The sequence below is a fragment of the Terrimonas sp. genome, from assembly GCF_003075435.1.
Lineage (GTDB): Bacteria > Bacteroidota > Bacteroidia > Chitinophagales > Chitinophagaceae > Agriterribacter.
Genome location: NZ_QCZJ01000013.1, coordinates 64,806 through 82,332 on the forward strand (window position 1 = coordinate 64,806; position 17,527 = coordinate 82,332).

Genomic DNA, 17,527 nt, shown 5'->3' on the forward strand with positions numbered 1-17,527 from the left:
AAAACCAATATGAAACACTTTTATTTTTTATTATCAGCTTTATTGATGTATCAATGTTACCCGGAAAATATAAAGGCGCAGGGAAGTGATGATAACTCCCTTTTGTGGGAGATCAGCGGAAACGGGTTAACTAAGCCGTCATACCTGTATGGCACTGTGCACATGATCTGCAGGAAAGATTTTTTAATGAGTGAAATATTGAAGAAGAATTTTGCTGCTGCTGATAAACTTTACCTCGAAGTTGATATGGATGATCCGGCTATGAACATGAAGATGCTGCAGCTTTCAATGTTACAGGGAAAAAAGCTGAGCGATTTTTTTAATAAAGAAGATTATGAAAAGCTGAATGTTTTTTTCCGGGATAGCATAGGCATGCCTTTAACTATGTTTATTACCATGAAGCCTTTTGTACTGTTCAGTATCATCAGCCTGAAAACACTGAACTGCCCGGACCAGGAATCGTATGAAATGAGTTTTGTTAAAATGGCAGGAGAACAAAACAAGGAAGTGCTTGGGTTGGAAACTATAGAAGAGCAAATGAAGATTTTTGATGACATGCCGGATAGTGTACAGGCGCAGATGCTAATGAGGTATGCCAATGAGTTTTATGAGCAAAAGGAAGATTTTTCTAAGATGATAGCATTATACAAAGCGCAGGATCTTCAGGCGCTGTATGATCAAACTATTTCTTCTCCTGATATTGCCGGTTCCGAAGATGTTTTGCTTTTTAACCGTAACCAGAAATGGATACCGGTAATGGAAGGCGCAATGAAAGAATCACGTGTTTTTTTTGCCGTTGGCGCAGGTCACCTGGCTGGCGATAAAGGAGTGATCAACCTCCTGCGCACCCGGGGTTATACTGTAAAAGCTTTGAAATAAATCAGCGTACGGTAGCCGGGGTTAAAATTTCCGAAAGTTTTTTATGTAATGCTTCACCGCGAAGGTCCATGGCAACAATTTTACCTTCCGGATCGAGCAATACATTATAAGGTATCCCTTCAATGTTATACAGCGCAACAACTACACTCTCCCATTCTTTCAAATCACTTACCTGTTGCCATACCAGTCCATCTTTATGAATAGCATCTATCCATGCCTGTTTGTCTTTGTCTAACGAAACGCCAAATACAGTAAAGTTTTTTTCTTTAAAATCAGTAAACGCCTTAACAACATTCGGGTTTTCTTTCCTGCATGGTGCACACCAACTCGCCCAAAAATCTACAAGCACATATTTCCCTTTTAATGACTCCAGCGGAATTACATGACCTGATGTATCAGGCAAGCTGAATAATGGCGCAGCATTTCCGGTAGCAACGATATGCTGTTTTTTTAACCAGGTACTATAATCTTTATTCAGGTTTGCTACGGTTTCATCGGCAGGGAAACGTGTAACCAGGCGCTGTATCAATGGTTTCATTATTGCAGAGTCATTCTGCTGTTGTTGCAGAATACCCAGCGCATATATTGCTACAGCAGGGTTTTTTGTGGTGTCTGTAAATTGGGAGAGGTATTGTTTAGCATCATTTGTTCTCTTTTCTATCCGGGACTTCCCTTCCATACGTATACTGTCAGCATGATGTTGGATAGTATCTTTTCTTATCATGTCAATGTCATGCAGAAATCCATTAAAAGTAATCAACAGGCTTTTTAATGATGTGGAAGCAGGTGAGGAGGCGCTATAATCTGAAAACTTATTCCAGTCTACAGAGAGATTAATAACCGGTTCATCATTGCTCAATAAGATATACCTGCCATCTTTTTCAAAAGTTATGCTGTATATACCAGGCATTGATGTAACTGTTTTGAGCGTACAGGTATTATTGCCGGCAGTAATAGTAGCCGTGTCGAGTAATAACGGAGATTGTCCATAATCTTTGCCTATCAGCGACACTGCCTGTGGCCCGGGGCTGTTTTCAACAGTAAGATGTATTGTAAAGGTATTCTTTGGATTGCTGCAGGATGATAAAAGGACAGCAACAGCAAATGAGCATATATACATTATCCTGGAAAACATGATCGGTTAAACAGCTTTAGACCGCAAGATATTCAACAATAATCAAATGCTGTTAGCAATTGTTGTATGAATTATGGGAAGGATACTAGTGTTATGTCAACTGTGAAATGTGAGGCATGAAAGCTTGTCTCATGTCGCACGTTTATCAACAACGTACCGAGATTTTTTAGTTGATATGGCACCAGGAAGGGTGATGCAGGGGTTACAAAACCTGGACTTCATCATTAACAGTACTATTGGTTTCAATAGTAGGGTTGTTTTCCTTTTTGTGCCTGTCGAAAAATCTTTTTTGAAATAACAGGATGGTTATTACACCTAAAGATATTGCAGCATCCGCTATATTAAATACTGGTCTGAAAAATTCAAAATCTTCTCCTCCCCAAAACGGGAACCAATTTGGAAATTTTGCATCCCTGATGATGGGGAAATATAACATATCTACTACACGGCCATGTAAAAATCCGGCATAACCTTCTTTTGGGAAAATAGCTGATATATAAGGATTATACATATCGCCGCTGTTTTCAAAGATCAACCCGTAGAACATACTATCAATCAGGTTGCCGATTGCTCCGGCGTAAATAAGGGTTGCACAAATAATAAATCCTTTATGCTGCTTTTCGCGAATAATATGTTTCAGGTAAAATGTTCCAAAAATTACTGCAAGCAGCCTGAAAAGTGTAAGTATGATTTTGCCCCAATCGCCGCCAAGTTTCCAGCCATAAGCCATTCCTTCATTTTCAATAAAGTGTAAACGAAACCATGAGCCAATAATATTTTTTTCTTCCCCGATATAAAAATTTGTTTTAATCCAAATCTTTAATCCCTGGTCAAGCACCAGGATTGCTAATGTTAAAAGTATTACCGATCTGAATTTCACCTGAAAATTTTGCGCAAACCTACATGAAAAAGGTGGTTTTTCATCCGGTTGCAGTTATTATGATATTATTTTCTATTATACAATTACTGTTAATAAATATACGAACAGCTATGACTAAATCGTTAACATTGATACAAATATTGCCGATAAGCAAGTCTAATTTGTATATTTGTTGCCAGTGATGAATTGTAAAAAGTCCATATATAGTAAATCGCAACTTTTATTAAGTATCTTTTTAATGGCGATACTGTTATGGCTTACCGTAAGTACTCCTTTTATCATTAATGCTAAAAAGCAGTTACAAATAGCCAGTATTGAATTGAGTTCAACGGATGTTTCTCAATCGCCGGAGGAAGATAACAATCCTTTTTCCGGTTTAAATGAAGAAAAAAGTGGCAGCAACGCCAATACTTTTTCTGAATATTTACACGAACATTTTCAAATGCCTGTTATAAATGAAGCTGCGCTTATTCACGAAAGTAATACAGGCGGTTTAATATATGTAGCGTATTACGGGGAATTACTCTCTCCTCCTCCCGAAGCTTAAACTTTTCCTGTAAGGCTGTTCAGGATTTTCAAAACTTTTTACGAAGAGGTATATCTTTTATCACCCAATAAAAAAAGTTGTGAAGTATTGTAAAAGGAATTATTCTTCTTTTCACTACGTAATGACATCTCCTCTTCTGTACAGCCATTCAAACAAATTTTTTCCGTGCATCCGCCTTTGATTTCATTCTGATTTCGTGTACAGCCAATGTTGTATGTACAGAGGTTAGAATAACAGATGGGCGAATTTATGCAGGTTGCTTTGTTGAGCCGTAAAGCTTAGCCTGGGAACATAATAATTAATTGCAATTCAATTCATTTTTAATAGAAATATTTATGAAATCATACGAACAATTATTAGAAGCAAATAAGGAATGGGCTTCGAACAAATTATCAGTTAATCCACGTTATTTTAAAAAACTTGCCGAAGTACAAAAACCAGAGTTTTTATGGATTGGCTGTAGTGATAGCCGTGTGCCTGCCAATGAAATTACGGGCACTGAACCTGGTGAAATTTTTGTGCACAGAAATATTGCCAATATGGTTGTGCATACAGACGTAAACCTGCTTAGTGTGCTGGAGTATGCTGTAAAATATTTGGAAGTAAAGCACGTAATTATTTGTGGGCACTATGGTTGTGGCGGCGTAAAAGCCGCTATGGGTAATGAAGACTTTAACCAGGTGCTGAATATGTGGTTGCGTGTTATTAAAGATGTATACAGGAATAACCGTGAAGAACTGGATGCGATTGAGGATATGAATGCCAGGTCAAACAGGCTGGTTGAATTAAATGTAATTGAGCAGGCAGAAAAGATCTGCAAAACATCTACTATTCAAAATGCGTGGAAAGAAAGAAAAGGGCCGGATATTCATGCATGGGTATATGATCTTAAAGACGGATTAATAAATCCTATTCTTGAAATTAAAGCAGGAACTCCTATTGACTCGTTGTATAAGTATGAGTTTGCATAAGGGTGGAAGGCATAAAGCAGAAGGTTAAAGGTTGGTGGTAGCAGGTGTTGGCAAACCGGGTTCGGAACCTGCTGCTCATTAACTCGTTGTATAAGCGTGGAAGGCTAAGGGGAGGAGATAGAAGGCGAAAAGAATGTCCTCTGCTTTTTGCCTTTTGCCAAATAACCGGCTGACGCCAAAGCTTACAGTAAATATAAAAGCGGGTGGTCTTAAACTTAGACCACCCGCCTTATTCAATAATATATTTGTACTACATTCCCCAGCGCCATTCGCCGGCAATCTGCAATGGCTCTTTTAAATTACTATCTATAAGTTTTTGTTTAAGCATATTATCGGGGATGTGTTTTGCCTTTATTTGAGCAGCATCTGCCAGTCCGTATAAAAGCATTGCGCTAAAGCGAACCGTATTTTTCAGCTCGCTTTCATTCACCAGGTCAAATGCATCGCAATCCGCATGATAACAATTCAGCACTTCCCTGCTTAAATGCCCGTTAACGCCACCGGTTGGTATGCCGCGAAGCATAAAAGGCTGATGATCGCTGTGCAATCCCATACCTGATGAAAAAGTGTTTTTGAATGAAGTATCTATGCTTTGTGCTATTTCCCCTATGGATTGAAATAATACTTTATCTTCTTCAGATGTTGCATGATAACCTTTGGGATCATTCGACATATCAAGATTAAGCATATAGCGGATATTTTTATAAGAACCGTCTTTTGATGCCTGTTCTATATAAGCTTTTGAGCCAAGCAATCCTTCTTCTTCGCCCATGAACATTACAAACTCAATGGTGCGTTCGGGCTGCAGTTTTAAAGCCGCAAAAGTGCGGGCAATATCCAGTATGGCAAATGAGCCAATACCATTGTCAATGGCGCCGGAAGCCAGGTCCCAGCTATCGAGATGCCCGCCGATAACAATTTTTTCATTGGGCAGTTTCTTTCCTTTAAGCGTGGCAACTACATTTCTTGCTTTTACCCTGCCGGAAAAATTACTCATTTTTATATATGCTGACGCCGGGCTTTGATTGAGTTGTTCTTTTAACTGCATTCCATCTTCATTGCTTATACAAACCGCTGGTATAGTTATAAGCTTGCCTGTAACAGATGCTGTACCGGTGAGCAGTATCCCTCCCGGCGCTGCATTAAAAAATATTATGCCTGCCGCTCCGTATTTGGTAGCCAGCGCTGTTTTTTCTGAGCGGTGCAGGTTACGCAATCCCTGCGCAGAGCCCGGTAACAAACCAATAGGTATTAAAACAATTTTACCTTTTATTTTGTCTGCAGCTTTTATATAATCTTCTTCAAGTCCATTGCCGCAGTCTATCAGGGCTGCAGTTATTGCTGCTTTAACGGGTGAATGTGCCAAAGAAACGGCTTTATAAGCACTATCATTGATTTTTACAGTAAGCTCCCCCCTGCTCCAGCTCTCTGCTTCAAAAGGCTGAAATTTTACCTCAAGATGATACGATTTCAACAAATCATAAGCGTACTGCTCAGCCTTTGCTCCATTTTCCGAACCGGTAAGCCTGTGCCCGATTTTTTCAGTGGCATCTTTTAAATTGACATAAGCCCAGGAGTTTTTATCTACTTCTTCATTAATACTTTTAAACACGTTTACCCAGCCGGGTTTTGACTGAGCAAAAATTGTGGAAACAGAAAGACAGCATAAAACAATGTAAAGAATACTCTTACGCATCATACTTAAAAATTAAAAAGTCAGAAAATGGGGCGGGCAATCAATTGAGCCTGGACAGTTCATCATTCCATTGTTTTACAATAAAAACTCTTTTGTTCTCATAGTAATCAGGGATTTTTGAGCTTTTGCTTTTATATACAGGCTTAAAATCAAAGTTGGTAAGAATGGTGTGCGTAGTATCATTAAGATGGCTGGTTAGATTGCTTTTTCCATCTTGTAAGAGATGAGCGAAAAGATAGGTTATTTCAAATCCCCGGAAAGCTGTTTCGGTTGGCGTAACATATGCGTTCCTGCCATATTGTTGTGTGAAATCTTTAACCCAGTTATTTTCCTGCCCGGGGTTGAAAAATGAGGAAGAGTATATGATGGGTAGCTCTCTTAATTCGGGTCGGGTAAGATCTGTATAGTCTTCCCATGTAGGCATGCCTACTAAAGTGATTTTATATTTAGTGATAAGCGAGGCTGCGTTTGAAATAATATTCCTTGCAAAATTATCATCAAGGCTGCCACAGATAATGATATTTTCTCTATCCCCATCTAAAGAGGAAGCTATGTCGTCGGCAGAGAAAACATTATTTAATAGAACTGTTTTTATGTTGAGCACTTCGCCTGCGGCGGATGTATTAAGCGATTTAAAAACTTCGGTAACCCTGTCGTCTGCGCCATTCTGCCGGCGGAACATTACCAGCTTATGTGTTCCGAAATTGCGCAGCATATAATTGTATAAAACCTGGAGGTGTGTATTGAGTTTTGAATTTACAATTATAACGTAAGGATTTTCTGATATGCCGCCATCATTGGGATAGGTAGCGGAGATGAAAGGGATCTTTTTTTCTTTGGCAATGGTTGCCAGGTCAAGATACTCTTTGCCGCTTACCGCTCCTATAATAGCATCGGTACTATCCAGTGCGCCGCTGTCGGCAATGTTGTATATAGATTGTTTAGCGTTTTTTGCATCATATACCTGCACATTCAGTTGCACGCCTTCATTATTGAGAGAATCAAGCGCAATATTTGCGCCGTTGTAAAATTCGAGTCCTGCATTAATATAGCGCGGCATTGTTTTGCCCCATTTGTATTTGCCTGATGCATCAAAGGCCGAATCAAGATATAGCGGAACAAAAAAAGCTATACGCGGATGGTTTGAAGACGGCACCTGCGCAATAGTATTTTTGCAAAACAATAACAGTAAGCCAATGATAAAAATGCCGGATTTATTCATGCCTTGAACTTTAATCAATAAGACGGGTTATTCCCACTCTATAGTTGCAGGAGGTTTACTGCTGATATCGTACACCACGCGGTTGATGCCTCTTACATTATTGATAATTTCATTAGAAATATGTGCCAGAAATTCATAAGGCAAATGAGCCCAGTCGGCCGTCATCCCATCTACTGATGTTACTGCGCGAAGCGCTACAGTAAACTCGTATGTGCGCTCATCACCCATAACACCCACACTTTTAACAGGAAGTAAGATAGCACCTGCCTGCCACACTTTATCATACAGCCCAAATGATTTAAGCCCGTTGATATAAACCGCGTCTGCTTCCTGCAGTAATTTAACTTTTTCTTCGGTTATTTCACCCAATATACGAATGGCCAAACCCGGCCCGGGAAAAGGATGACGGGAAAGCATGGCATGCGGTATCCCTAACTCAGCTCCCACTCTTCTTACTTCATCTTTAAAAAGATAACGAAGCGGCTCTACCAGTTCCAGCTTCATGGTATCGGGCAGTCCACCCACATTATGGTGAGATTTTATCGTAACAGAAGGTCCGTGAACAGAAATACTTTCAATTACATCAGGATATATAGTGCCTTGACCTAACAACCCAATTCCTTCTATTTTGTGAGATTCTTCATCAAATACATCAATGAATGTTTTACCAATGATCTTTCGTTTTTCTTCAGGATTGGTTTTGCCGGCAAGTTTGGTATAGAAATGTTCTCTTGCATCAATTCCTTTCACATTTAAGCCGATCTGGTTATAGGTTTCAAGCACCTGTCCAAATTCATCTTTACGCAATACCCCGTTATCAACAAAAATTCCGAATAAGCGATCGCCGATCGCTTTATGTATAAGTGTAGCAGCCACGGTTGAATCAACACCACCACTTAATGCCATTATTACTTTCCTGTCTCCGATTTGCTTTTTGAGTTGGGCAACTGTGTCGCTGATGAAATGCGCCGGTGTCCAATCCTGGGTGCAACCGCAAACCTTGACCAGGAAATTGTTGATTATCTTTTTGCCATATTCGGAGTGATATACTTCAGGATGAAACTGTAATCCATAAATAACATTAGCCTCAGTTCCGTTTTTCTTAAATGCCGCTACGGGGATGGATTCTGTAACGCCGAGTATTTCAAAATCAGCAGGTGTTTGTAATATGGAATCGCCGTGGCTCATCCAAACCTGCGATTCGGGTTTTACATTATCCCATAATACATCCTGCTGTTTAATTTTTAGCTGTGCTCTGCCGTATTCCCGTTTTTCAGAACGTTCCACTTTGCCGCCAAAGGTTTTTGCGGTGAGCTGTGCACCATAACAAACACCTAAAACAGGTAATTGTTTACTAATGGCTTCAACATCAACAATCGGCGCATTTGCATCATTTACCGAAAAAGGAGAGCCGGATAATATAACACCCTTTAATTCAGGAGAATACTGTATAGGTTTGTTGAAGGGCGTTATTTCGCAATACACATTTGCTTCGCGAACGGCACGGGCTATAAGCTGGGTATACTGGGAGCCGAAATCCAGGATGAGAATCTTTTCTGTCATTTGGCTGCGAAGGTAATAAAATGCCGATATTTCAGAGGGTTTCCAATCTTTCAAAGACTGGAAACCATGTATAAAAAGCTGTATTTTTATAGTATGGAAGTAAGAGAGCCAGCCGTTGCCTACGGCAAACAAAAGTTTACCGTTGAAGAATACCTTGCAATGGAAGAAACTGCTACTGAAAAACATGAGTACTATAGGGGTGAGATATTTGCTATGTCCGGCGCTAAATTACCGCACAATACCATATCCAGAAACATGCTTATCGGATTAGGTATTAAGCTGAATGGTAAGAAATGTCAGCCTTTTGGCAGCGACCAACGCATACACATTGAAGCCAATACACTCTTTACCTACCCCGATATTTCCATTATTTGCGGAGAACCTGAAACCTTTAACGATGACGACTGGAATATTTTAAACCCGGCAGTAATTGTTGAAATACTTTCCCCATCCACCAAAAACTACGACCGCGGCGAAAAGTTTAAGCTGTACCGCGATATACCCACGCTAAAAGAATATATACTGGTGGATTCTGAAAGCGTACATATTGAAATATTCCGGCTGAATGAATCAAATCACTGGGAACTGGAAGAATACGATACAGTTGAGGAAATGCTTTATATCAAAACGATTAATGAAAATATTGTTTTAGCGGATATTTATGCCGGGGTACAATTGGGAGGTAGGTAAGTAGGGCTACGAACCTTTCAAAGGTTCGTAGCCTCCTATAAAAATTTCCCCGTATGGCTTTCCTTTATCTTTTTCAAATTTTGCGGCTCACCGGCAAAAACAAGATTGCCTCCCTGGTCGCCGGCTTCGGGACCAAGATCAATTACCCAATCCGCGCTTTTAATTACATCTGTATTATGTTCAATCACCCAAATGGAATGACCCTGGTCAATCAACGCATTAAATGAAGCAAGCAGTTTATTAATATCATGAAAATGCAAGCCTGTTGTAGGTTCATCAAAAATGAACAGTATATGTCCCTGCGCTTTGCCTTTACCAAGAAAAGAAGCAAGCTTTACACGCTGTGCTTCACCACCGGATAATGTATCACTCGATTGTCCCAGCTTTACATAGCCTAATCCTACATCTGCGAGCGGCTTCAGTTTTGTATAAATGTCTTTTTCGTCTTTAAAGAAGTGGAGGGCTTCATCAACACTCATTTCCAGCACATCAAAAATATTTTTCTCTTTGTAAGTTACTTCCAGCACTTCATCTTTAAAACGCCTGCCGTGGCAAACATCACACACCAAATGTACATCTGCCAGAAACTGCATTTCTACAATTTGTTCACCTTCACCTTTACATGCATCACATCTTCCTCCTTCTACATTGAAAGAAAAATGCTTTGGCTGAAAGCCATTGATTTTACTCAATGGTTGTTTGGCATACAGGTCTCTTATTTCGTCGTACGCTTTTATATAGGTTACGGGATTGCTGCGCGATGATTTACCAATCGGGTTCTGATCAACAAGTTCAATCTGGGTGATAAAGTCAATATCGCCGGTAATGGCTTTATGCATGCCAACCTTATCTACAAATTCACCCTTTATTTTTTTTAAGGCAGGATAAGCAATCTGTTTTATCAATGTTGTTTTGCCGCTGCCGCTCACGCCTGTGATGGCGGTTAATATGCCCAGCGGTAATTCAACTGTAATATTCTTAAGATTGTTCTGCCTTGCGTCTTCAATAGTAACAGAGCGTTTCCATTTGCGGGTTTTAGCAGGTACGTCTATTGTAAGTCGCCCGCTAAGGTATTTACCGGTAAGGCTGTTTTGATTGCTGATGATATTGTCATAATCACCTTCGGCAATCACTTCACCGCCTAAATGACTTGCAAGGGGACCCATATCAATAATATGATCTGCTTCCCGCATCATCATCTCGTCGTGTTCAACCACCACCACCGTATTGTTCAGATCTCTCAGCTCTTTCAATACTTTTATCAGTCGCGCCGTATCTCTTGAATGTAATCCTATAGACGGTTCATCTAATATATATAGTGAATTGGTAAGATTGCTGCCCAGGCTGCGTGTAAGCTGAATGCGTTGGCTTTCTCCGCCGCTTAATGAATTGGCTAAGCGGCTCAGGCTTAAATAACCCAATCCAACATCAAGTAATACCTGCAACCGTTGATGTATCTCAATAAGAATACGTTTTGCTACCTGTTGGTCGTATTCGCTTAGGTCAAGCGTATCAAACCACTGTTTTAAATCTTTAACCTGTATCTCACATAACTCACCAATATGCTTACCTCCAACTTTTACATATAAGGCTTCTTTGCGCAGACGATATCCTTTGCATTCAGGACAGACTGTTCTGCCTCTGTATCTCGATAACAAAACCCTGTATTGTACTTTGTAAAGGTTTTGCTCTACTTCTTTAAAAAAGTCGTTGATACCTTCCGCGTATTTATTCCCCTCCCAAAGCTGATTATACTGTTCTTTGGTTAAATCAATTACCGGCTTATGAACAGGGAACCCGAAATTCTTTGCTGCTCTTACAAAATTATCTTTCCACTTACTTAATTTCTCACCTTTCCAGGGGGCAACAGCGCTGTCATACACACTTAATCTCGGGTTAGGAATTACCAGTTCCGGGTCAATACCCAACACCTGCGAGAAACCCTCACATACAGGGCAGGCACCATAGGGATTGTTAAACGAGAAAAGATTGGGAACAGGTTCTTCGAACTTTATACCGTCTCTCTCGAATTTATTGGAGAAGCTTACCTGTGCAGATCCGTTAATTTCAATAAGCATTTCGCCCTCGCCTTCAAAAAAAGCTGTGCCTATCGAATCTGCAAGACGGTGCAGATCGTCTTCGTCAAAATCTTTTACAACAATCCTGTCTATTAATATATATGCATTACCACTATATCTTTTTTTCAGTTCAGCTTCTTTCCGTTCAAGCTCGTCTTCAATTCTGAGTATTTCACCCGGTTTATCTTTCGCTGTTATATATAGTCTTGAAAATCCTTTTTGAAGCAAAATATTCAGTTCTTCAGCGGCATTTCTTTTGCCCCGTAGTTTAAAATCAGATAGTATTAATATTTTATCGCCGGTTTTTTGGGTGGAGATAAACTTTACTACATCATTTACATCATCCTTTTTTACTTCTTCGCCGCTCACCGGAGAAATAGTTTTGCCGATACGCGCATACAATAAACGGAGGTAATCATATACTTCCGTCATACTGCCTACGGTAGAGCGTGGTGTGCGGGTAATAACCTTTTGTTCTATAGCAATCGCAGGGCATAAACCTTTAATGAAGTCAACATCTGGTTTATTCATGCGGTTAAGGAACTGTCTCGCATAGGCGCTCAGGCTTTCCGCATACCTGCGTTGACCCTCCGCAAATAAGGTATCAATTGTTAAAGATGATTTACCGGAGCCTGAAACGCCCGTCACCACCACCAGTTTATTCCTGGGGATTTCAACGGTAACATTTTTTAGATTATGTACTCTCGCGCCTTTTATCAAAATAGCATCAGTAGCAGGCGCAGGAGAATTTTTAATTGTTGAAGTTGCTGCCATAGAGGGCAACAAAATTAATGCTAAATTGTTTAGCGTGGCAAAAAAGTATATTTTACAGTACAATAATGATATTTGCTATTATTGCTTTTAAGGGTTAGTATTTAATATTTTATCGGTTATCGAAGTTTTTCGATAATTAATCGAAAAATATTTAACAAAAGTTTGGTTGATTAAAAAAAAGCTCTATTTTAGCTGTCCCAATATCATACGAAAGAAACTAGAATTAAAATCATTACCGCCTTTTGGTATTACTTCTACTTCTTATTATATGATAATGGGGTATCAAAATCCCAACCATTAAAAACCGTAGAAGTTTATGAATTCCCTAACCAACCTGCCTGATCAGCAATTGATCAACCTTTTTATGTCTGGAGAAGCTTCAGCGCTTGAAGCACTCATTATTCGTCACAAAGACAAAATTTACACATCCATTTTTCTGCTTGTTAAGGATAAATATCTTGCAGAAGACATTTTTCAGGATGTATTTATCAGGGTTATTGACACTATACGTAGTGGCAGGTACACTGAGGAAGGAAAATTTTTACCCTGGGCTATGCGTATTGCCCACAACCTTTGCGTAGATCATTTCCGTAAAGTGAAACGCACACCAACTATTAAAACCGGTGATGATCGTGACATTTTTGAAGTGATCAATTTTTCAGAAGATGGTGTTGACCGTCGTATGATGCAACGTCAAAGCCACGACCGTGTTCGTGAAATGCTTGACAGATTACCTGAAGATCAACGCGAGGTTATTATTTTAAGGCATTATGCAGAATTGAGCTTTAAAGAAATTGCTACATTAACAGACTGCAGCATTAATACTGCCTTAGGCCGTATGCGCTATGGTTTAATTAACCTCCGCAAAATGATGCAGGAAAAACAAATTGCATTGTAAGAACTCTACTAAATCAAACGGGGTTGTATAGTTAAAATACAACCCCGTTCTTATTTCCTTATTAACAGGAACCCTATTTAGTGCGTAGAAAACAGTATATGTTTTGAAAACCATTAAGAAGTTAAGCGTCATTAAGGTTTTTTTACTTAAATCTCTTAATGTCTTAATGGTTAATTATAAGAACTAATAGTGGGACCGGATAATAAGTGTCCCTCTAATAAAAATATTATCCGCCTATATCTATTTTAAAATTTACTTCTGATGGTGGCAAACATTGTTTATCATCGCAAACCATAAACTCCACCGTTCCGCCAATATTGGTTTTAACTTTTGATTTTAGCTGCACAAGCTGAACAAATTCAACCTTCTTTTCATAAAAATTTACGTTACCACCCCACACTTCTTCATGCTTCTTAATTATTTTCCCCTCTTCTTTCACTTTTCCATTTAATACTACCAAAGGGTTTTTATTGAATGTAAAACTTGTTGCCACAGGGCCTTCAACACCCACATTTTGTGCATATATATGGTAATTGCCATCAACTATTGCAGATAACCTTAGTTCGTATGTTTTATCATTCAGCTTTTTTGAGCTGAAATTCCATTTCACTTTTTGCGCCGAGCCGGACTGGGCAAAAACACATACGCCAATAAGCAAAGAAGTTGTTAACAGAAGAAGATGTTTCATACACAAAAATTTACATACTCAACAAATAACGTCTTATTGACGCAAAATAATTGCCCGCAATACTTAAACTTTTGTAAAAAACTATACCAGCTCGGTTTTCCGGGCAACAAACAGATCGTGGAATATTTTTTTGCCATCTGTATTTCCCAGTCTTTCATTGCAGGCGCGTTCAGGATGCGGCATCATTCCAAAAACATTGCCTGCGGCATTGGATATTCCGGCAATGTTGCGAAGGCTGCCATTGGGATTGGCTTCGGGAGTAATATTGCCGTTTTCATCACAGTAACGGTAAATTACCTGTCCATTATTCTCCAGCTCATCTAATGTGGCATTATCCGCATAAAACCTTCCTTCGCCATGTGCAACAGGAATTTTTGATACTATACCATCATCTCCTTTTAGGAATATATTTCTGCAGATAAATTTCATATTCTCATTGCGCAACAATACACCAGGCAATAAGCCGGCTTCGCAAAGAATCTGGAACCCGTTACAAACACCCAGTACTTTTCCACCTTTTCCTGCAAAAGAAATCACGCTTTGCATCATCGGGCTGAACCTTGCTATAGCGCCACAGCGTAAATAATCACCATAAGAAAATCCGCCGGGCAGTACAATACAGTCTTCTGTAGAGAACATGCCAAGATCTTTATCCTTATGCCAAAGCTCAATAACTTCATAACCAAGGTCTTTGCTTAAAGCATTGATCATATCTGCATCACAGTTTGAGCCGGGAAAAACAACTACGCCGAATTTCATAATGAATTATAATGTATTTATGGAAAAGCAAAGGTAAAGGCTTATGCTGAAACAGACAATTATGAGGAACTAAGCCATAGCACCGGCATTATCCCGGCTATCCTTTCACGGCAGGCAACCAGATATTTAGGGTGAGAATAAAAATGATAAATAGCCAATGTATCACCAGCAGTATCCATTTCTTTTCCGCATAAAAATAGGTGTATGCATGAAAAGCCGCAAAAGGCAAAGCACATAAGATCCAGTACTCAAATGAGGAAGCAAAATTGATAAACGGAATAAGCAAAGCTATAATCAGGTATACCAGTATAAGGCTCCAGCTCTTTCTAACCTGGATAAGCATTTTAAGGATATTGCGCTGTATATAAAATCCACTTATTAAAAAAGGAATGATCAGTAAAACAATAGCAACCCAGGCCCACATATCGTATTGAAACTTAGGAATGCTTACTGATAATGACGGTAGATAGGTAAGCGGGTTCCAGTTGCCTGCGAGAAATAAAACAGCAAATAAAAAATAATAAGGCGTTAATAAGCCCAGTATTGCTATGATCCATTCACTGAGGTTAAAAGGACGCATGGAAATAAGCGCGAAGAAAACCATGAGTATAAAACATATAGAAGGGAAATAGAGAAATGATGTTAAGCTTATAACCAGTCCTGCATTAAATACCAGTGTTTTTGGCCTGGGATTATTGAAGAGATTACTAAGCATTGCCCATACCCAGGCCAATAAGCTGTTAATGATAAGTGCTGATGAAAGTTGCCACCACTCGGGAAATAAAGAAGTGATTAGCACATAAGCCATTGCCGGCAGGTATGTTGCTTTGGGCAACAGCTTTTGATTGTTGATGAAGTTTGTAAAACTGATTGCCTGCGACAGAATCAGTATCAGTACTATAATAGGATAGATAATAGGTACTTCCTTACCAAACGGCGCCAAAAAGTTGAGAAAGCGATGATAGAGAAATCCATCCGTTGCCTGCGCAACAGGAATATGCGGATGTAAAAAAGCATAAAACTTTAATACAACGCCATAAATCAGCAAAAAAATAATATTAAGCGGTGAGTTAGTTTTGAAAGATCCGATCACAGGAATTTATTTAAAAATCAATTTTTGCAAAGCAGATATAGTTCCTGTACATACATGGCATAACAACCTGCCTTGCACCAACCTGTTTGCCATATTTAGGCAGGAACTCATAATCCTTATCAAGGTTTTTTAAAGTTGGAGAACGTTTTACATCTCCATTTCCATTAACGCTTTGTTCTGATAATAATTTTACCCTGCGCTCCTGCTGGTTATATAAAAAATTTATTTCCCCGCCTGTATTGTAAATCATGTAAGAAAGGCTGTTGTCTGAATTGTCGTCAAACTGGCTTTTATGCAAAACATTGCTCCATTGTATGCTTGCATCCGAATCAAAAGAGAAAACCGCGATGTTCTCGCTGTAGTAACGGGTGCTGTTACCATAATAATTCCACCTGTTCCAGGGGCTTCCGTATCCATATGGGCTCCAGTAGGAGTTGTAATACGATGAATATGGCGAAAACCCATACGGGCTATACAGGTAATCGTAACGGTTCCAGTTGCTGCCGCGTGAGGAGGTAAAGTACAATTCGCTCACCACTAAAAATCCTCCATCTTTCTTGGGTAGCACCTGGCGGATAAAATAATCGTTGAAAGCGGTTTTGGCAGTAGTATTTTCAGACCTCGCGTTTTCTTTTAAATCATCATTGAAAACATTGTAGCTTTCCGCGGTTATTTTATTGGCATCTTTATTCCATATCGCTATATACATGCCTTCTACGTTACCACGCTTTTGTTTAAAGTAAAGAGAGCTTAGCAGGATGTTGCGGTTAATATTATCTGCTTTAATCTTCACCTCATCAAGAAAGTTGGTTGTAAGAGGAATATTATTTACGCTGAAGCTGTCTGCCATAGCAGGCTTCTGTACCAGGTCAACATGTGAAATATTATCCCTGCTGCCTGTTCTGCCGCATTTAGCAAAAATAAAGTCACCATCGTTGTCTACAATAAAGTCACTAAATACAGCATCTCTCTGTTTCATTGTAACGGGTAAACGGCTTTTCTTAATAAACTCCATTTTGTCGTTATACAAGAGCGTGGTGAAAAAATAATTTTTTTCATTTCTCTTGTTGATCTTGAACACCATAATGCGTTGCTTGTTCTCACTGAAGATGGTTGAATATATTTTATTATCGCTTGATCCTCCGATCTGTGTAGTATCAATTTCAACCGGCCCAACTAATTTTTGACCTTCTCCATCCATTTTTACCACATTGCAGTAAACGATATTTCTTTTTTCATATTGATAGATCATATAAAAAAAGTCGTTGTAAGGAACAAAATCAACATTGATAAGCTTATCCGGAAGAAACTCAAGGTTAATTTTATTGGCAAGCTTCATATCCCCGTCAAAAATAGAAAGATCGTTTTTTGATTTATAGTTCTTGTAAATAACAATGTTACCGCCCACTTTCCCGATTACTTCAAAATTTACCTGGCGAAAATCATCTTTTGTGGGCTCGGAATAGCGGATCCGCTGGGCACAAAGGGCTATAGGCAACACAAGCAAGAACATAAAAATGGCAGAACGTATTTGCCTCATTGGATATGATTTTTATGATAACTTAATTTCCTTTGCAAATTAGATGGTTTTTAGGTATTGTATATGGATTATACATTATTTTAACCAATTTGTAATTTACCTTATACCTTTGGC

At 39.2% G+C, this 17,527-nt stretch carries 15 protein-coding genes; 5 read left to right on the forward strand and 10 right to left on the reverse strand.

All coding sequences use genetic code 11. The annotated features are described in order from the left end of the window. Positions 1-9: 9 nt before the first annotated feature. Complete coding sequence (locus DC498_RS14890; RefSeq protein WP_206197629.1) at positions 10-879, forward strand: TraB/GumN family protein; 870 nt, start codon at positions 10-12, stop codon at positions 877-879. A 1-nt stretch (position 880) separates the two neighbouring features. On the opposite strand, the gene DC498_RS26580 is transcribed toward DC498_RS14890, so the two are convergent. Both DC498_RS26580 and DC498_RS14900 read right to left on the reverse strand, forming a co-directional pair. Next, complete coding sequence (locus DC498_RS26580) at positions 881-2,014, reverse strand: TlpA family protein disulfide reductase (RefSeq protein WP_240628024.1); 1,134 nt, start codon at positions 2,012-2,014, stop codon at positions 881-883. Positions 2,015-2,216: 202 nt separating this feature from the next. Beyond that, positions 2,217-2,894: a lipoprotein signal peptidase gene (locus DC498_RS14900; RefSeq protein WP_116874971.1), complete on the reverse strand. Its 678-nt coding sequence runs from the start codon at positions 2,892-2,894 to the stop codon at positions 2,217-2,219. 238 nt (positions 2,895-3,132) lie between these two features. Between DC498_RS14900 and DC498_RS14905 the strand changes: the two genes are divergently transcribed. Both DC498_RS14905 and DC498_RS14910 read left to right on the forward strand, forming a co-directional pair. Then, positions 3,133-3,441, forward strand: coding sequence for a hypothetical protein (locus DC498_RS14905; protein WP_116874972.1), 309 nt, complete (start codon positions 3,133-3,135; stop codon positions 3,439-3,441). 335 nt (positions 3,442-3,776) lie between these two features. Continuing rightward, the gene (locus DC498_RS14910) at positions 3,777-4,412 is read left to right on the forward strand and encodes a carbonic anhydrase (protein ID WP_116875043.1); all 636 of its coding nucleotides are present in this window, start codon (positions 3,777-3,779) and stop codon (positions 4,410-4,412) included. 250 nt (positions 4,413-4,662) lie between these two features. Here DC498_RS14910 and DC498_RS14915 read toward each other — a convergent pair whose 3' ends face one another. Genes DC498_RS14915 through guaA form a run of 3 tightly spaced genes read right to left on the reverse strand, consistent with a single transcriptional unit; the run spans position 4,663 to position 8,893 of the window. Further along, positions 4,663-6,111 (reverse strand): M28 family peptidase, encoded by a 1,449-nt coding sequence (locus DC498_RS14915; RefSeq protein ID WP_206197630.1) that lies wholly within the window; start codon positions 6,109-6,111, stop codon positions 4,663-4,665. 37 nt (positions 6,112-6,148) lie between these two features. Beyond that, the gene (locus DC498_RS14920; protein WP_116874973.1) at positions 6,149-7,330 is read right to left on the reverse strand and encodes an ABC transporter substrate-binding protein; all 1,182 of its coding nucleotides are present in this window, start codon (positions 7,328-7,330) and stop codon (positions 6,149-6,151) included. Between the two features lie 27 nt (positions 7,331-7,357). Then, positions 7,358-8,893 carry a glutamine-hydrolyzing GMP synthase gene (guaA, locus tag DC498_RS14925; RefSeq protein WP_116875045.1) on the reverse strand — a complete coding sequence of 512 codons (1,536 nt, stop codon included), beginning with the start codon at positions 8,891-8,893 and terminating at the stop codon, positions 7,358-7,360. Positions 8,894-8,959: 66 nt separating this feature from the next. On the opposite strand from guaA, the gene DC498_RS14930 reads away from it, so the two are divergent. Continuing rightward, positions 8,960-9,583, forward strand: a complete 624-nt coding sequence (locus DC498_RS14930; protein ID WP_116874974.1) for a Uma2 family endonuclease — start codon at positions 8,960-8,962, stop codon at positions 9,581-9,583. 35 nt (positions 9,584-9,618) lie between these two features. Here the strand turns inward: DC498_RS14930 and uvrA are convergent, their stop codons facing one another. Continuing rightward, positions 9,619-12,435, reverse strand: a complete 2,817-nt coding sequence (uvrA, locus tag DC498_RS14935; RefSeq protein WP_116874975.1) for an excinuclease ABC subunit UvrA — start codon at positions 12,433-12,435, stop codon at positions 9,619-9,621. 316 nt (positions 12,436-12,751) lie between these two features. Between uvrA and DC498_RS14940 the strand changes: the two genes are divergently transcribed. Then, positions 12,752-13,333 (forward strand): RNA polymerase sigma factor, encoded by a 582-nt coding sequence (locus DC498_RS14940; protein ID WP_116874976.1) that lies wholly within the window; start codon positions 12,752-12,754, stop codon positions 13,331-13,333. Positions 13,334-13,559: 226 nt separating this feature from the next. Here DC498_RS14940 and DC498_RS14945 read toward each other — a convergent pair whose 3' ends face one another. The 4 genes from DC498_RS14945 to DC498_RS14960 all read right to left on the reverse strand — a co-directional run bounded on the left by DC498_RS14945 (position 13,560) and on the right by DC498_RS14960 (position 17,413). Then, positions 13,560-14,021 (reverse strand): protein-disulfide reductase DsbD domain-containing protein, encoded by a 462-nt coding sequence (locus tag DC498_RS14945; protein ID WP_116874977.1) that lies wholly within the window; start codon positions 14,019-14,021, stop codon positions 13,560-13,562. Positions 14,022-14,102: 81 nt separating this feature from the next. Further along, complete coding sequence (gene purQ, locus DC498_RS14950; protein WP_116874978.1) at positions 14,103-14,780, reverse strand: phosphoribosylformylglycinamidine synthase subunit PurQ; 678 nt, start codon at positions 14,778-14,780, stop codon at positions 14,103-14,105. Positions 14,781-14,877: 97 nt separating this feature from the next. After that, the gene (locus DC498_RS14955; RefSeq protein ID WP_116874979.1) at positions 14,878-15,873 is read right to left on the reverse strand and encodes a DUF6427 family protein; all 996 of its coding nucleotides are present in this window, start codon (positions 15,871-15,873) and stop codon (positions 14,878-14,880) included. 10 nt (positions 15,874-15,883) lie between these two features. Next, positions 15,884-17,413 carry a hypothetical protein gene (locus DC498_RS14960; RefSeq protein WP_116874980.1) on the reverse strand — a complete coding sequence of 510 codons (1,530 nt, stop codon included), beginning with the start codon at positions 17,411-17,413 and terminating at the stop codon, positions 15,884-15,886. Between the last annotated feature and the right edge of the window lie 114 nt (positions 17,414-17,527).

What these genes read in the sequence shown, in the direction of transcription:
- DC498_RS26580 (WP_240628024.1), bottom strand. Translation starts at nt 2,014, where the DNA reads ATGTTTTCCAGGATAATGTATATATGCTCATTTGCTGTTGCTGTCCTT.
- DC498_RS14960 (WP_116874980.1), bottom strand. Translation starts at nt 17,413, where the DNA reads ATGAGGCAAATACGTTCTGCCATTTTTATGTTCTTGCTTGTGTTGCCT.
- uvrA (WP_116874975.1), bottom strand. Translation starts at nt 12,435, where the DNA reads ATGGCAGCAACTTCAACAATTAAAAATTCTCCTGCGCCTGCTACTGAT.
- DC498_RS14890 (WP_206197629.1), top strand. Translation starts at nt 10, where the DNA reads ATGAAACACTTTTATTTTTTATTATCAGCTTTATTGATGTATCAATGT.
- purQ (WP_116874978.1), bottom strand. Translation starts at nt 14,780, where the DNA reads ATGAAATTCGGCGTAGTTGTTTTTCCCGGCTCAAACTGTGATGCAGAT.
- DC498_RS14915 (WP_206197630.1), bottom strand. Translation starts at nt 6,111, where the DNA reads ATGATGCGTAAGAGTATTCTTTACATTGTTTTATGCTGTCTTTCTGTT.
- DC498_RS14905 (WP_116874972.1), top strand. Translation starts at nt 3,133, where the DNA reads ATGGCGATACTGTTATGGCTTACCGTAAGTACTCCTTTTATCATTAAT.
- DC498_RS14920 (WP_116874973.1), bottom strand. Translation starts at nt 7,330, where the DNA reads ATGAATAAATCCGGCATTTTTATCATTGGCTTACTGTTATTGTTTTGC.
- DC498_RS14930 (WP_116874974.1), top strand. Translation starts at nt 8,960, where the DNA reads ATGTATAAAAAGCTGTATTTTTATAGTATGGAAGTAAGAGAGCCAGCC.
- guaA (WP_116875045.1), bottom strand. Translation starts at nt 8,893, where the DNA reads ATGACAGAAAAGATTCTCATCCTGGATTTCGGCTCCCAGTATACCCAG.
- DC498_RS14910 (WP_116875043.1), top strand. Translation starts at nt 3,777, where the DNA reads ATGAAATCATACGAACAATTATTAGAAGCAAATAAGGAATGGGCTTCG.
- DC498_RS14940 (WP_116874976.1), top strand. Translation starts at nt 12,752, where the DNA reads ATGAATTCCCTAACCAACCTGCCTGATCAGCAATTGATCAACCTTTTT.
- DC498_RS14945 (WP_116874977.1), bottom strand. Translation starts at nt 14,021, where the DNA reads ATGAAACATCTTCTTCTGTTAACAACTTCTTTGCTTATTGGCGTATGT.